The 14,859-nt window shown below is 64.9% G+C and carries 18 protein-coding genes; 11 read left to right on the top strand and 7 right to left on the bottom strand.

Annotated elements, in window-relative coordinates; genetic code table 11:
• The first annotated feature begins 363 nt into the window (after positions 1-363).
• From M9914_05960 to M9914_05985, 6 genes are all read left to right on the top strand, one after another.
• Positions 364-1,104: a hypothetical protein gene (locus M9914_05960; protein MCO5173721.1), complete on the top strand. Its 741-nt coding sequence runs from the start codon at positions 364-366 to the stop codon at positions 1,102-1,104.
• Positions 1,105-1,396: 292 nt separating this feature from the next.
• Positions 1,397-1,984: a hypothetical protein gene (locus tag M9914_05965; GenBank protein ID MCO5173722.1), complete on the top strand. Its 588-nt coding sequence runs from the start codon at positions 1,397-1,399 to the stop codon at positions 1,982-1,984.
• A 209-nt stretch (positions 1,985-2,193) separates the two neighbouring features.
• Entirely contained in the window at positions 2,194-2,982 is a 789-nt protein-coding gene (locus tag M9914_05970) for a PEGA domain-containing protein (GenBank protein ID MCO5173723.1), read from the top strand.
• A 453-nt stretch (positions 2,983-3,435) separates the two neighbouring features.
• Positions 3,436-3,744, top strand: coding sequence for a DUF3467 domain-containing protein (locus M9914_05975; protein MCO5173724.1), 309 nt, complete (start codon positions 3,436-3,438; stop codon positions 3,742-3,744).
• 86 nt (positions 3,745-3,830) lie between these two features.
• Positions 3,831-4,148: a hypothetical protein gene (locus tag M9914_05980; GenBank protein MCO5173725.1), complete on the top strand. Its 318-nt coding sequence runs from the start codon at positions 3,831-3,833 to the stop codon at positions 4,146-4,148.
• A gap of 1,241 nt (positions 4,149-5,389) precedes the next feature.
• Entirely contained in the window at positions 5,390-5,587 is a 198-nt protein-coding gene (locus tag M9914_05985; GenBank protein MCO5173726.1) for a hypothetical protein, read from the top strand.
• 109 nt (positions 5,588-5,696) lie between these two features.
• Here the strand turns inward: M9914_05985 and M9914_05990 are convergent, their stop codons facing one another.
• A complete protein-coding gene (locus M9914_05990; GenBank protein ID MCO5173727.1) occupies positions 5,697-6,809 on the bottom strand; it encodes a cystathionine gamma-lyase in 1,113 nt (370 codons plus the stop codon).
• 604 nt (positions 6,810-7,413) lie between these two features.
• Here M9914_05990 and M9914_05995 point away from each other — a divergent pair.
• Positions 7,414-7,767 (top strand): type II toxin-antitoxin system PemK/MazF family toxin, encoded by a 354-nt coding sequence (locus tag M9914_05995; GenBank protein ID MCO5173728.1) that lies wholly within the window; start codon positions 7,414-7,416, stop codon positions 7,765-7,767.
• Positions 7,768-7,820: 53 nt separating this feature from the next.
• On the opposite strand, the gene M9914_06000 is transcribed toward M9914_05995, so the two are convergent.
• From M9914_06000 to M9914_06010, 3 genes are all read right to left on the bottom strand, one after another.
• On the bottom strand, positions 7,821-8,045 hold the full coding sequence (locus M9914_06000) for a hypothetical protein (protein MCO5173729.1): 225 nt from the start codon (positions 8,043-8,045) through the stop codon (positions 7,821-7,823).
• A gap of 60 nt (positions 8,046-8,105) precedes the next feature.
• Positions 8,106-8,261 carry a hypothetical protein gene (locus M9914_06005; protein MCO5173730.1) on the bottom strand — a complete coding sequence of 52 codons (156 nt, stop codon included), beginning with the start codon at positions 8,259-8,261 and terminating at the stop codon, positions 8,106-8,108.
• A 70-nt stretch (positions 8,262-8,331) separates the two neighbouring features.
• Positions 8,332-8,478 (bottom strand): hypothetical protein, encoded by a 147-nt coding sequence (locus tag M9914_06010; GenBank protein MCO5173731.1) that lies wholly within the window; start codon positions 8,476-8,478, stop codon positions 8,332-8,334.
• A gap of 149 nt (positions 8,479-8,627) precedes the next feature.
• On the opposite strand from M9914_06010, the gene M9914_06015 reads away from it, so the two are divergent.
• Positions 8,628-9,227, top strand: a complete 600-nt coding sequence (locus M9914_06015; GenBank protein ID MCO5173732.1) for a dihydrofolate reductase family protein — start codon at positions 8,628-8,630, stop codon at positions 9,225-9,227.
• 55 nt (positions 9,228-9,282) lie between these two features.
• Here the strand turns inward: M9914_06015 and M9914_06020 are convergent, their stop codons facing one another.
• Positions 9,283-10,320, bottom strand: a complete 1,038-nt coding sequence (locus tag M9914_06020; protein MCO5173733.1) for a zinc-dependent alcohol dehydrogenase family protein — start codon at positions 10,318-10,320, stop codon at positions 9,283-9,285.
• A gap of 70 nt (positions 10,321-10,390) precedes the next feature.
• Positions 10,391-10,870 carry a GNAT family N-acetyltransferase gene (locus M9914_06025; protein ID MCO5173734.1) on the bottom strand — a complete coding sequence of 160 codons (480 nt, stop codon included), beginning with the start codon at positions 10,868-10,870 and terminating at the stop codon, positions 10,391-10,393.
• 286 nt (positions 10,871-11,156) lie between these two features.
• On the opposite strand from M9914_06025, the gene M9914_06030 reads away from it, so the two are divergent.
• Both M9914_06030 and M9914_06035 read left to right on the top strand, forming a co-directional pair.
• Positions 11,157-12,827, top strand: a complete 1,671-nt coding sequence (locus M9914_06030; protein MCO5173735.1) for a cation:proton antiporter — start codon at positions 11,157-11,159, stop codon at positions 12,825-12,827.
• A 40-nt stretch (positions 12,828-12,867) separates the two neighbouring features.
• Complete coding sequence (locus M9914_06035; protein ID MCO5173736.1) at positions 12,868-13,230, top strand: hypothetical protein; 363 nt, start codon at positions 12,868-12,870, stop codon at positions 13,228-13,230.
• A 122-nt stretch (positions 13,231-13,352) separates the two neighbouring features.
• Here the strand turns inward: M9914_06035 and M9914_06040 are convergent, their stop codons facing one another.
• The gene (locus M9914_06040; protein MCO5173737.1) at positions 13,353-13,973 is read right to left on the bottom strand and encodes a GyrI-like domain-containing protein; all 621 of its coding nucleotides are present in this window, start codon (positions 13,971-13,973) and stop codon (positions 13,353-13,355) included.
• A gap of 129 nt (positions 13,974-14,102) precedes the next feature.
• Between M9914_06040 and M9914_06045 the strand changes: the two genes are divergently transcribed.
• Positions 14,103-14,840 carry a winged helix DNA-binding domain-containing protein gene (locus M9914_06045; protein MCO5173738.1) on the top strand — a complete coding sequence of 246 codons (738 nt, stop codon included), beginning with the start codon at positions 14,103-14,105 and terminating at the stop codon, positions 14,838-14,840.
• The last annotated feature ends 19 nt before the right edge of the window (positions 14,841-14,859 follow it).

Genomic DNA, 14,859 nt, shown 5'->3' on the forward strand with positions numbered 1-14,859 from the left:
TCACGAGCCCTTCGTCATCCGCTCTGGCCTTGAGGATTTTGAACCCGCGAACGGGTTCTAGACCCCGGAAGACCTCAGGAGCTGGGACCACAGTCCGCGTGCTGGCGGCCTCGCCGACGCTCCCGACTAACACGCCCTCCACGCCCAAATCGAGTCGGCCATGTCCACAGTCGAATTTCTGTCAATCGAGTTACCATGTGCAATCGATTCTGGCGGAGGTCTCTTGTTGGGGGAAGATCCAGCAGTTCGCAAACCCGAAGCGACAGGCCCCATCGGTCGCGCTGAAGCCACCGCCACGGCCATCACCTGCCTCGTAGTCGAAGTCATCGTAGTCATCCTCGCCGTCGTCATCTTTGTACTGCTATGAGTTATACGGTAAGGTCTTGCACCGACTACTCAAAGGGTAAGAACGCCGTGATGGGACAAGGTATAGGGTCCAAGAATCAACAACTAGCGGAAGGCTCGGGGAGCCCTAGGCGTACTTCAAGTCGGAACCAGAGGAGAACATATGCGATACCACAGGGGATTCCTTCTCACCCAGCATCCGCGGCTCTGCTTGCTGGAACGGCCCGCACACAGAGCATCAACTTGCTAGCAGGGACGATCGACACCCAGGCCATCTGCGGTCTCACACTCTATGACCTGACGGCAAGCCTGGGACGCCCCTCAGCCGTAGAGGCTCCCAACGCGCTGGTCGCCAAATACATCGGCCCAACCGTGTCCTACCACCAACGAGGCCTCAAGGTTCTCTTCCAACCTGGAGCAACAGGATCAGAGAAGGTCTGGTCCCTATCCGTGTATATGAGCCGCACCTGGGATGAGGACAACCTCCAGACGTTCGAAATCTTCAACGACGCCCTAGAACCACCGCTCTCCGCCGATTGGCGAATTGAGAGAACGTCAGCCACGATCGCTGGAGCCGGGTACGAAGCGATTGATGAAACTCCCGAGTACAAGCAAGAGGAATGGAAGAAGCTGGGCATCCCTGGCTCTGCTAACCCAAGCCACGACCTGCACATTCATCTCATGAATGGCTCGGACGTTGTATTCGTCCATGAACCGGTAACCAGGTGCCTGGAGAGAGCGGCATTTACATGTCCCTGACTTGGCTACCGCAAGCTCGTTGTTAAACGGTATCGGGTTGAGCGGGAGGGCATCGTCCTGTACCCTCTTGCGGCCACCGCCCCGGTGCTTGTGCTGCCGCACGAGGACGACGTGAACATCCTCGGCGTCGTCATCTGGAGAGAAGGGTAAGGCCATGCTCAGGCGTCGCAATCAACCAGGCCAAGAAGCCAAGCCCGTCACGCCGCAAGAACCTGCAGTAGACGGCCTCATCGCGTACTAAGGCCTCACGGACTGGTGGCTCGCAGCCTTCACCCCGGAAGAACGCGACTACATGGAAGCCAGATACCAGCCAATGGGAAGCAGCGGTCTCGTCACGCTCACCAAAGGCCACGCCCAGAACATTGACACCCCCAACGGACAAGCATCGACCCCCACGCACTTCCTCAACGGCCTCGCAACCTGGTTCCGGACCAAGAAGGACGCCTCCATCGGCCTTCGTATAGCAGACCGTGCAAGCAAGGAATCGGGCGTTAAGGCTTGCGATGAGCACTTCCGACTCATCAACTACATACAGACCAGGTACAAGCAGCGCGACACCGACCCAGCCGCGCTCGACGACGTCATCCAGGCATGCAGACGAGCCATCGCTATCGCTCCGAAAGTAATCATTGGATTCAAAGAGCAGCATCGACTCGAAGAGGACCAAGCAGCCGACCTGTACGCGAAGATGGGCGAGCGCTATAAGCGCACACCGTTCCCTGGAGTGCCCAACTCGCCGTTCTACAAGCGGCTGGCCATCATCCTGCGTAAGCAGGGTCGCAAGAAAGAAGCCGCCGCCATCGAGGCCCGGTATGAGACCGAGTGGCTACCCCACACGATTGATCACCGCAGAGCAAAGCAGGGAGCTTCCCGTGGCTAGCGACCGCCAACTGAGCTCGGGAGCGGAGCGCACTGGCGTGCCCATAGGCCAGCGGGAACGCAAGACCAGGTTCGCATCGTCGGAGAGGTCTACGGCCGCATGGATTGTGAGGCCATTCACTAGGGCGGTCAGAACGCTGTGATGGGGCAAGGCGCATAGTGAGAGGATCATAAGAACACACCGCGATTAGCGGCTAGGAGGGGGATGGAATGAAGAAGGTGATTACAGTTCTAGCGGTGGCAGCGGTCGCCGTTCCCGTAACCTACTTCATCATCCAGACGCAAGGCCAAGAACGAGCCAGGCTAGCCGCAGCAGCTGGGCTGCCAGAGAAAGCCGTCTTCACCACCGTCGGGGGAACACCCGTGAACATCACCATCACGAGCGATCCCACTAACGCCATGGTTATAGTCTCCGACCGCACTGTCGGCAGGACCCCGGTCACCGTCCAGGTCGATGCCGGAACCTCCCATACCTACAAGGTCTCAGCCGACGAACCATACGCCGACTACAAGCTGTACAAGCTATTCATCGGCCAGTTCACGGCCTCGGAGCCGACCACCATCAGCGTATGGATCGACAGGACTACTGCCGAGGAACAAGCCGCTGAACGCCAAGCCGCAGAGGACAAGCGCCGCGCAGCTGAAGCAACGAGGCAGGCAGAGGAACAGGCGCGCAAGGCCGCGGCTGAACGCGCTGAAGCCGAGCGGCAACGCCGTATCGAAGCCGAGCGTCTCTACTACAGAATCGAGACCAACTGCCGCTACGGCGCAGACCTCACTTACTCGAACGCCTACGGGGACACCACCCAGCAGTCCAACCAAGGCAACGACTGGTATTACTACTTCGTCCCGACCAAGGGTCAGTTCCTCTACCTATCCGCCCAGAACCAGTGCGACAGCGGGTACGTCCGAGTGAAGCTCGTAAAGGACGGCACGACCATCCGTGAGAACACGTCCAATGGCGCTTACGTGATTGCCACTGTTAGCGGTCAATGGTGAGGTGTACGGACGTGTCGACTACGAGGCGATCCACTAGGCAATCAAAGGCACCCGCTTAGGCATCAGCCCGTTTACGGGTAGATGGAACAATAGGAGAATCAAGAACCCAAGCGCCATCTAGCGACTCTGCCAGCAAGAAGGGAGGCCCGAGTGCACTCGGGGGTTACGGAGCATCACTGCACAATCCCCACCCCCGACGTGCCGCCCGCAATCGAGGAAGGCCTTGTCCCCAACTCAAGGGGGACACCGGATTTCGGGAAGGATTAAGGGGCTGTTAGATGTCAAGAGGTAGAGCGAGGAGAGCCTGTGCAGCTGCCACCACTCAAGCTGAATGAAGGGGGAGTGTCGCCGACATGAGGCTGAAGACACATCACATGCCAACAATCGAGTACTAAAGTGAAGCCGGTTACAAGGAAGGAGCCCACCGAGGGGATGCCAGGAGACCCACAGCCAATGAGCCCGAATCAGCCCACCGACACGGGCGACATCCATGCCCCTTTCATCTATGCAAATGCCGTCAGCATCGCCGTTGGCGTATATGACATCCAACTCGACTTCGCCGTTGAGATCGATCAGAAGCGGACGCGAACCGCGCGCGTTGCCATGAGTCCACAGCATGCAAGGTCGCTGCAGTTGCTCCTCGAGCGGGTCCTATCCGACTACGAAGACAACGTCGGGCGCATAGCACTGCCCCGGGACTTAGAGTCCCGGCTGCGCGAAAAAGCCCCCGCGAACGAGAATAGCAACGAGGATCCATCATGAAGCCGCCGACATTCAGATTGACTGTCGACAACGTCGAGTCGTCTCCACCTGTCTCTTACTGGTACATCCTAGACTTACCCTCTGTCGTGATGGTGGAGACCGAGGGTTATGAATCCGTCGCGTCGCTCGTTATGGGGGATGTCGACGACATCTTCGGTGCTGGCTCGAACCCCGCTGAAGCCATCGAGGATCTGCGCATCACGCTGCGCGAAGCCCGGACCCAACTGTCCGGTATGCGAGACCGGCTTACTCCGCGGCTGTTAAGGCAACTCAGCGCGCTTGAAACGATGGCTACCTTCACCGGCTTCTACGGACCCACTAGTTCTGCCCAAGATAGCCGCGAGCGAGCGGCCGCCCCGATCACCTCGAACTCAGCTGACTATATTCGTCGATTCAAAGGCTAAACGCGCCATGCCATTAGATGCACGGAGGGTGAGGTCGTGCCTCGAGAACAAGCTGAAGTGCGACGTTAAGGACACCGACCATACGTACTTCAACTTGGTAGAGAATGGCACGGTCATTGCGTGGACGAAGATGTCTCATGGTTCCAAGGAGATCGGCAAGCCACTTGAGTCCAAGATGGCTAAGCAGCTAGGGGTCAGCGTCCAGACCTTCCGCGACTGCGTCTCATGCATGTTAGACCGCGACAACTTCATCGCTGCTCGCCAGGAAAACCCAAACGAGTCTGCATAACTTAACGAAGCGCACAGGCACGTTATGTGGGTGGTCCGGGCGCGCCCATACAGGCGCAATTCAGAGGAGGGATAATCGCCATGCCTCGCAAGCGCAACCGTCGCGCCCCCGGCGAAGGCGCCATCTACGAACGCCCCGAACGCGGCACGTGGATGGCGGCCATCGTCCCAGGGCAAGCTAGGGCAACGACTCGAGCGTCCATGGCATTCAGAAGGTCAGGGGTTCGGATCCCTCAGCTCCACCGTCGTTGTGAGTCGCGGTGTGATTCGCGACATAAGTGACTAAGTAGGCCTCGGCCATCGGCCGGGGCTTCTTAGTTGATTGCCACAGTAGTTCTTGTTGGGGTCGATGACGGTTGCGGTGTCGTTGTCGACGAGGACCTTGACGTGCCTGCCGGATAAGCGCGGACGCGTGTCTCGGGCGGTGCTTTTCCGGCTGTCTATGACCACCAAGGCGAGTTCCAATCTGGCTTACCGAGCGCATGTAAGCCAGGGCCAAGAGCCTAAGGCGGTGGCCCAATCAACTTGGACTCGAAGGTTGACTTTATTCTCGACCGATGAAACACTGCCAGTGAACTACAATCACGTGGGGCGATTCCGTGAATCGGGTGTTTATACCTGGTAATAGAAAACCGTTCACAATCACTCGATTAGGGGCTGCGTCACTGCTTCTGATTGCCCTATCCTCCTGCGTCATCGGTGGGGAAGTGACTCTCCACTTGGTGAACAAACTCGTCACGACGGACGTCGCGACCGCCCCTACGGGCGCCCCTGTCACAGCCACCCTGGAGGTGCGCGGTAGTTGGCGGTTCGGGGCCACGGCGGCCTATGCTGTGGCCGATGGCCGTATCGAGCTATGCGCAGTGCCGTCGCCTAACGATCCTAGCGACTATTGTCGTGAAGCACCATCGGGTCATCTGCCGCCTGACGTCACGTTGCTTCCGGGAGAGACGTTGGGTAAGGACGTGCGCATGCGGGTCGACAGGAAGAACAGAGGTGAGATGCCCGTCGACACGCACACGGTCGCGTTCACGAGTAGCGCGCCGCAAGATCTGATCCTCATCACCAGGTTCAAGGGCGCCGAGGCTGACAACTGGACCTTCCACTTCGAAGGACGACAGGCTACCGTGACCTTCGATCCAGACGACTAGCTCGACGCGATGACCGAAGCAGGAGCCTCGGTCATCGGGCGGGGGCTGAACGGCAACCCGTGGGCGTACCACCCTCGCAAGGTGGTCCGGGATGGGTAACGCAGCGTCCTCAGGCCAACTTGTCCAGCACGGCGGCGATCTCTTCCCACAACACCTCGGTAGGCTCGCAGCCCACGGACAGTCGCACGTAGCCTTCCGGGACGTCGTCGCCCCACCGGGCGCGCCGCTCGGCCGAGCTATGCGTGCCGCCGAAGCTCGTGGCCGGCACGATCAGGCTCGTGCCCCCGATGAACCGTTCGGCCGCGTTCGCGTCGGCGAACGTCAGCCCGATGATTGTTCCGAAGCTCGTCATCTGCCGCTTCGCGACCTCGTGGCCCGGGTGCGATACCAGGCCCGGATAAGTGACGGACCTGGTCGCGGGGTGCTGTGAGAACCGCTCGGCCAGGACGGCGGCCGTTGCGGACATCCGCTCGTAGCGGACCTCGAAGCTCTCGAGCCCGCGATGCACGAGCCAAGCCTCGAACGGACCGGGGATGACCCCGACGAACTTCCGCCAATCCCGGATGGGCTCCAGCAAGCGCGTGTCGCGCGCGGCGACGTGCCCGAACAGGACGTCCGAATGGCCGTTCGTCGCCTTGGTGTCCGACGCGACCACTAGGTCCGCGCCGAGGTCGAGCGGTCGCTGGCCGAGCGGCGTCATCGTGGTGTTGTCGGCGACGACGAGCGCCCCCGCCGCCTTGGCCCGGCCGGCTACGTCTGCAATATCGCAGATGTTCAGCGTCGGGTTGGAGGGCGTCTCCAGGTAGACGAGCTTGAAGCCCGAGAGGTCGCGCGTGGCGTAGTCCGCCGTTGCGCACTGCTCCACCCGTATGCCGTGCGGCGCGAGGTACTTCTCGGCCAGGACGCGGGTCGTGTAGTAGCCGTCGCTCGGTAACAGCATGCGGTCGCCCGCTTCGAGGTGCGTCATGAACACGGCGGCGATGGCGGCCATCCCCGATGGGAAAACCGTGACTTCCGCGTCTTCGAGGACGGAGAGCGCGTCTTCCAGGGCCTGCCAGGTGGGGTTGCTCCACCGGCCGTACTGGTGCTCGGCGCTGGGCATGCCGGGGAGGAAGTAGATGCTGGCGAGCGCCAGCGGCGCGGGAACGGGCTGGCCCGGCTCCAGGTTCCCGGTGCGGCGATGGAGCATCCGCGCGGCGATCCGATCGTTGTGTGAGCTCATGGTCTGGTCCTTCTCCTGCCGAGACGCCGACATATCGCGTTCGAGAGAGTGAGCGTACTCCTAACTTCTCACGACCTTGAAGGGGCGGTTGACGATCGACATGTCGAGGATGGCGTCCCCGCTTCCCGCTTCCTCGAGGGACGCGCTCTCGGGCTTGTAGGGCGGGGAGAAGCTCCTCTCGACCACGAGAGCCATTCTAGTGCCCCTCTCCGAGCTGCCGGGGCGGGCGTCATAGTCAGTTAGGCAAGTGATGGGGAGGTCTTTGCAGCTGTCGTGGTCGTGGACTTCTCGTGTGGTGGATGTAGTTAGATGGGTTATGGCGTCTTCGTTCGAAGGGCTCTCGTGCCATATCGCGATGCCGGAGGGAGTGGTCATGAGAAGCGAGGCGGAAGAACCGGTCCCGATAGCAATGGACGCTAGCGCTTCCAAGGCGACTGAACCGGGCTGTGAACGAGCGAGCCGGATGTCTGCCGGCGGTTCGGGCGCGGATACGGCTTGGCTCGAGGCCTCGGCTGTCGAACTGGGTCGCTCCCTACGAGAGCTGGAAAGTGACCTGCCCGAAGAGGCGATTAGCGAGTGGCTCGCTGCCTTCGAAGAGTAGGCGATGTTCCAGACGGGAGACATCGTCATAGTCGACCTACTGCCGGTCGTCGGCCACGAGCAAGGCTCGCTCGACGCCCGCCCGTGTCTGGTTGTTGCCACGTCCCCGGAAAGATGCGGCCGCTACTATGAACTGCTGACTATCGTGCCCTTCACGACAACACTTACGAGGGGCTGCGGTGCCTTGACGCCGGTCCTGGCGACCCCGACCAAGAGAGATCCGGACCGCCGAAGCAGGGTACTAGTCCCACAGTTAAGATCCATCGATCCTCAACGCGTCAAGCGCAAGGTTTCGTCGGCACCTGTTAGCGATGTGGACACGGTTAGGAAGGCGATGAAGGACTACCTACAGGTCTAGAGTTCTCGGGCACTCAGTGCGCGAGACGATCTCGCCTATCGCGAAGACCCTGACTAGAAGCCCGAGGCTCCCAGCAACTCACCGAGCTCCGCGAACGTTGCCTCCACGTCGTCCACCGGACACGTGCGCCCGAGGACCTGCCTGAGCGTCATGTGGTTGAGCGCCGCGCTGTGGCAGCGCTGCAGCGGGTCGACGCCGCGACGCCGCAGGACCGAGCGCGCCTCGGGGACTTCGGCCAGGAGTCGGCCCATCTTCATCGAGGTCAGGTCCTTGGTCACGGAAGCAGGGTCGCACTGCCGAGGGCGGGGCGCCAGGACCTCGGTCAAGCTGGCTGCAGCTCAGCCGTACCAGGGCAGGTAGCTGCTGTATGCGTTGATGGCCGACACCTTGCCTATAAGCACGTAACGGACGCGGGAACCGGCGTGGAAGTAGCCCTTGCGCATCAGGTCGATGAGGCCCCGCATCGACCTGCCCTCGTACACGGAGTCCGTCATCATCTGTCACGCGCGTGTCAGCCCCCTGCGCCAAGGCCTCGGGCGTGGCGGCATCGGTGGGACCCTGGGATCAGTCGCTGAAGGCGAACCAACAGATCGAGTTGCGCCTCTGCTGGCCCGCCATGCGGAAGCGCTCGACGAAGCCCAGGCGGAGATAGAGTTCCGCCACTCGCTCGACGTTACTCGCGTACAGGAGCGGGAACGCGCGTAGAGCCATGCGCTATCCTGAAACCGCTCGGACGCCTGACGCGGTGCTCGTCGCGCCCTTCCTCTACTCGGTCTCTCTCGCAAGTCCGGTCGCGAGCTCCGTCGTCCCGGGCTGGCGCCGACTGGTGGCGGAGACCCGCTGCCCCTAGGAGGAACCACGTGGGCAAGGTGTACTGCGACATCGCGGTATCGGCGGACGGCTTCGCGACGGGTCTGAACCAGCGCGAGGAGGCGCCTTTCGGCGACATCGACGACGGTTGGTTGCACCGCTGGATGTTCGACACCTACGAGGAGAACCGCGCCGAGGTTGACGCGATCCTCGACTCGGGCGCTACCATCATGGGGCGCAACATGTTCGGCCCCGTCCGCGGCGAATGGGACCGCGACTGGCGCGGGTGGTGGGGCAAGGAGCCGCCGTACCAGGGGCCAGTCTTCGTGCTCACGCACTACGCGCACGCGCCTATCGAGATGCTGGGTGGCACTACGTTCTACTTCGTCACGGACGGCATCCATTCGGCACTCGAGCAGGCGCGCGCGGCCGCCGGTGAGCGGAAAATCTCCATCGCCGGCGGCGCCCGCACCGTCAATCAGTACCTCGCGGCCGGCCTGCTGGACGAACTGCGGCTCCATGTCACAGCTTGCGTCCTTGGTGCGGGAGAGCGGGTGTTCGACGGCGTGCCGCCGCAGCAACTCGAGCGCGTGTCCGTGAGGGCCGCTTCGCTCGTGACGCACGTCACGTATCGGCCGGTGAGGCGTTAGGCAGGCCGGACTCGGGCGGCGTTCATCTGGGCCTTGGTGAAGCCGGTCGGCGACATCACCGCGCCGGGTAGATCATGGTCATCCCCGCGACGGTCGCCCGGTCGAACCGCGGCAACAGCTCGGCGGCCTCGGCGAGACCGATGGTGCGTTCTATCAGTCGCTGCGGCTGCAGGACACCGCGTTCGATGAGCTCGAGCATCTTCGGGTAGTCGACTGCGGCCATGCCGTGGCTGCCTAGCAGGTCGAGTTCCCAGGCGATCGCCCTGGCCATCGGCACCCGGGGGTGACCGGCGACGGGCGGCAGGAGGCCCACCTGGACGTGACGACCCCGGCGCCGCAGGCTCAGGATCGAATCGGCGCACGCCTGCTCGTTGCCGACCGCGTCCACGGCGACGTGGCTGCCGCCGTCCGTCAGCTCGGCCACGGTCGTGGGGATGTCGGTTCCGTCCGTGGTGAGGACGTGGTCGGCGCCGACTCGTTCGGCGACCGCCAAAGCCTCGGCGTTGCGATCGACGGCTATCACGTGGGCACCCATGGCGTGGGCGATCATCACGGCGCTCAAACCCACTCCGCCGACGCCGATGACGGTCACCCACTCACCCTCGCGCACGCGGGCGCGGGCGGACAGGGCGCGGAAGGCGGTCGCGAACCGGCAGCCAAGGCTGGCCGCGGTCGCGTACTCGACCTGCTCAGGGATGGCCACGAGGTTCGTGTCTGCGGCGTGCAGGGCCACGTACTCGGCGAACGAGCCCCAATGGGTGAACCCGGGCTGCTGCTGGTCCGGGCAGACCTGCGCGTTGCCCGACTCGCACCACTCGCAGCGGCCGCAGCCGCACACGAACGGCACGGTCACCCGGTCGCCCGGGCGCCAGCGTCTCACCTCAGGGCCCGTCTCGACGATCACCCCGGCCAGCTCGTGGCCGGGAACGTGCGGGAACGCGATGTCCTCGTGGCCCGCCCAGGCGTGCCAGTCGCTGCGGCACATGCCCGTGGCCATCACCCGCACCACCACGCCGTCGGCGGGAACCGCCGGCTCGGGTACCGAGCGGACCTCCGGCCGGGCCCTTACCGCGTCCAAGACGATCGCGCGCATACGCCCATCCTATCCAGGCGCCGCGCGCGGTGCTCGGGCCTTCAGCAGCACGCCGGCGACGCGGTCGGTGTCATAGCGGCATCACGGCCACGATCTCGTCGCCGTCCAACTCGCCGGTCTCCCTGAACCCCAACTGCAAGTACAGCGCCTTGGCGATGTCGTTGCCCGGCACGAAGCTCGTGGCGACGTGGCTTCCAGGACCGAGGGGCTTGGTGCGCAGGATGGCGATGGCCTGCTCCAGTGCGCGGCGGCCGATGCCGCGGCGCTGGTGACGCCGGTCAACCATGAACCGGTACATCTCGTAGAACGGCTCGTCGCCCTCGTTCTCCGCGGGTTGGTGAGCGATGGCGATCAGACCCACCACGTCGTCGTCCAGGAAGATCCCGTAGACGCAAGGAACGAACTCGCCCGTCGTCAGCGCGAGGTACGCCTCCGCCAACGTGTACTCGTTCGGGGCCACGAACTTGTCTTGACCCTCGGCGAGTTCCAAGGCGAGGACCGCGGAGAGGTCGTCGGTCGTCAGCGTGCGTAGCGATACTTGTGGCTCCATGGTGGACGCATGGTGCACTGCGGCGCGGCTTCCAGGCAAGGGGTCAAGTCGAGACCCAGGGGCCGGCGGTCGTGAGCCGCCCGAGGGGGCGACGGCGCCAGGCCACGCCCTGGCCTCAGGGGCGACGCTTGCGTGCTAGAGGAGCCCGGCTGCCGGCGATAATGCCGAGGATGGTCGGGAGGACGCTCATGGACGGCAACACCCGCGAGCCGAGCTACCGACCGCCTTGCCTGCCCGAGCCCGCCTACATGCTCGCGGTTCTAAACCCCCGAGCGGAGGAGAAAGCGTGACGGAACTGCTGGTCGTACTGGTGACGGGGTTGCTGGTGATCGCCGGGGCGACGGTCATCGGCCCGCGCTTCGGCGTCGCGTCTCCGCTCGTGCTGGTGGCCATCGGCGTCGCGGCCAGCTTCCTTCCCATGTTCGGGGCGTTCGAGATCGACCCCGAATGGATCCTGGAAGGGCTACTGCCGCCGCTGCTGTACTCCTCGGCCGTGTCGTTGCCGACGATGAACTTCCGCCGCGACTTCGGGACGATCAGCGGCCTGTCCGTGCTCCTCGTCGTCGGCACCGCGCTCGTGCTCGGCCTGTTCTTCATGCTCGTCGTGCCCGGCCTCGGGTTCACGTGGGGCGTGGCGCTCGGCGCGATCGTCAGTCCGACCGACGCGGTGGCGACCTCGATCGTGAAGCGCTCCAACGTGTCTAGGCGCGTCGTGACGATACTGGACGGCGAGAGCCTCCTCAACGACGCGACCGCCCTCGTGCTCCTGCGCACGGCCATCGTCGCCACGGCAGCCTCGTTCTCCTTCTGGGGCGCCGTCGGGACCTTCGCGTACGCCGTCGTCCTCGCGCTACTGATCGGCGCGGCCGTTGGCGCGCTGAATCTGGCCGTCCGCAAGCATGTGACCGACGCGACCGTCAACACGGTGATCTCGTTCGCCGTGCCGTTCGTGGCCTCGATCCCGGCCGAGCTGCTCGGCGCGTCCGGCCTCGTGGCGGCCGTGGTGGCCGGCCTGATCACGGGCTTCCGAGCGCCGCGGGTGCTGTCGCCGCGCAACCGGCTGTCCGACTCGCAGAACTGGCACACGGTGGAGCTCGTGCTCGAGGGCACCGTGTTCCTGACCATGGGGCTGCAGCTGACCTCGATCCTGACGCACGTGCATAACGACCATGCCGGCATCGGCACCGCCGTGCTGGTGGCCTCGGGCGCCTTGCTCCTGACGATCCTCGTCAGGGCGGCTTACGTGGCCCCGCTGCTCGGCATCCTGTCGGCGCGCGGCCGCATCTACGGCAAGATGCGGCCGCGCTTCCAGGGCCTCCAGGAGCGCATCAGCACGCAGGAGGGCAGGCAACGGACGCTAGACAGGCTGAACGCCGCGGGACGTAAGGCCACGGAGCAAGACCTCGACCGGTTCGCTGTGAGGGTCACGCGCGGGCTCGCCGACATCCAGTACCTCCTGCGCGCCCCGCTCGGCTGGCGGGAAGGAGCCGCCGTCGTGTGGGCGGGCATGCGGGGCGCCGTCACGGTGGCTGCGGCCCAGACGCTCCCCGCCGACACCCCGCAGCGGTCGGTCCTCATCCTGATCGCCTTCGCGGTCGCGGTCGCGTCGCTCCTGCTGCAGGGCGGCACCCTCGGCCCGCTGCTGCGGGTCATGGCGCCGAAAGGGGGTCAGGCGGCGCTGGCGGAGGATACGGCCGCCGAGCGCGCCAGGATAGTGGCTCTCATGCGCGAGACCAGCGAGGCCGTTCCCGAACCCGCCGTCCCGGACGGCGCCACCAGACAGGAGCAGTTCGCGCTGTCCACCGGTCATCGCTTGGCCGTGCTCGACGCCCAGCGGTCCACCTTGCTCGACGCGCGCGACAACGGGGTCTTCGACGCCGACGTGCTGGAAGACGCCCTGATCGACCTGGACGCCGCGCAGATCGCCATCGAGCTGCGGGGAAGGTACGCGCACTGACGGCCTACCGACCCGAGACGGTCGAGTAGGCTCTATGACCATGCGCAGCCCGCTGGTCAACCCAGCCAAACCACGTCCGGGCGACAAGGTGGCGGTCCTCTCGCCGTCGTTCGCCGCCCCGGCCGTCGCGCCCGCGGTGCATGAGCAGGCGCTGCGACGCCTGGCCGAGGTCACCGGGCTCGTGCCGGTCGAGTTCCCGACCACGCGCAAGGTCGGAGCTTCTCCGCGGGAGCGCGCCGCCCAGCGCGACGCGGTGCTCGAGGAGGCGAGCGCCTACAACCCCGAGGCCGTGGTCTGCGTCGGGCCGCCCTTCGGCCACACCAGGCCGCAGTGGATCCTGCCGTACGGCGGCGAGGTCACCCTCGACGGCGTGAACCGGCGGGTGACGGCTTCCTACGTATAGTCGGCCCGTCGCGGGCGTCCTGCTGCGCGTAAGTAGCTGCGGATCGGCTTCCTAACATGACGTATAGCGCTCACCCTGGCCGGTCCCGGCCGCTACGCCGTAGTGCCGGACGCGAGCACCGTTCAGCTGGCGGCGACGGGCTGCCTGAGGATCGTGCGCAGCCTGGCGGGGGCGACCTTGCGCAGGTCGCTGAGGTAGATCTCGTGATGCTTCCCGGTCATGCGCAGGCCGTGCGCGGGGATGAACTCGTCGTGCATCCGAGTCAGAACGCCCGCCTCGTCGTCGAACGAGCCGACGTGCAGCGTCTGCACGCACCGGCCCTCGGACAACGTTTCGAGGCGGACCTCGCGGAGGCGTGCCGGCGGGGTCTTGGCCCTGGCCTGCTCCACGGCGGTCTCGAACGCGCCGCGGTCGAGCCAGTCGGGGACCATGAGCATCACCGTCCAGTCCCAGCGCGACTTGTCGCGTGACGTCGTGAAGGCGTTCATGCTCTCGGCCCACCACAACCCTTCGGGCGGCGGCACGACGTAGTCGCGCCCGAGCTCGCGCTTGCTGAGGAACTTGAGCTTGTAGGCCACCGGGTACAGCGCCTCGAGGGCCGCGGCGAAGGCGGGCGACGTGTTAGGGTCCCCGTGCCCGTCGACCATCAGGTACTGCATGTCGGGCACCTCGACGAGCTCGAACCGGTCGGGTCGGGCTTGGTAGCTGTCTAGCGTCTTCTTGAAGTCGATCTTCTCAGCCATCTCGTATCCGCGCTCCCGTCACGTGCCACCACCATTCTGTGTCCAAGAGGCTCCGGTGAGCGAAGGGGCGTCGCCCCCTTCCCGAGTACCGGCTTCGCCCTGGACGACCGGCAGCCCCTGCGCTACGCGGTGCGTGAACTGCTTGGGGAGGGACCGGCGACGCGCGCGGAGCTCCGAGCCCACCTCGTCAAGAGCCCGACCTTACGCCACCTTGCTACCGATGCCACCGGCGCTGGCGCCGACGCCCTGTACAAGCCGCTGCACTGGCGGGGCGACATCTGCTTCGGACCCACGAAGGCCGGGCAGACAACTTTCCGCCTCTTGAGCAACGACCCGGCTTGGCCGGGCCTCCCCGCCGTGGGCGAGGCCGGACGCCGAGCGATCGAGCTGTACTTGCGGAGTTACGGCCCCGCGACGCTCGCCAACCTCGCCTACTGGCTCACCGAAGGGCTCAGCGTCCCCCGCCGCCGTCTCACGACCTGGATCGCCGACCTCGGAGGCGCCGTGACCACGGTCAGCGTCGCAGGCGTTCAAGGGTACGTTCTGACCGAGGACCTGGATGGACTTGGCTCGGTCGAGCCCACCGACGTCGTTCGGCTGCTGCCCGGGTTCGACCCGTGGCTTTTCGGTCCCGGCACCGCCGACCAGCGCCTGCTCGCGCCGGCGTGGCGGGCGCTGGCGACGAAAGGCTCGAACCTGGTCATCCGAGGCGGCGTGGTGTCGGGCACCTGGCGGGCTCGTGGCACCGACATCGAGGTGGCTTGGTTCGACGAGCTAGGACCCGAGCCGACCGCTGCGCTCGAACGCGAGGCGGAGCGGCTCGCGACCGTCCTAGGACGGGCCGAACGCGCGCCGCGAACGGTTTAGGCGCTGCTTAAGCTGCAGC

The sequence above is a fragment of the Trueperaceae bacterium genome, from assembly GCA_023954415.1.
GTDB lineage: Bacteria > Deinococcota > Deinococci > Deinococcales > Trueperaceae > JAAYYF01.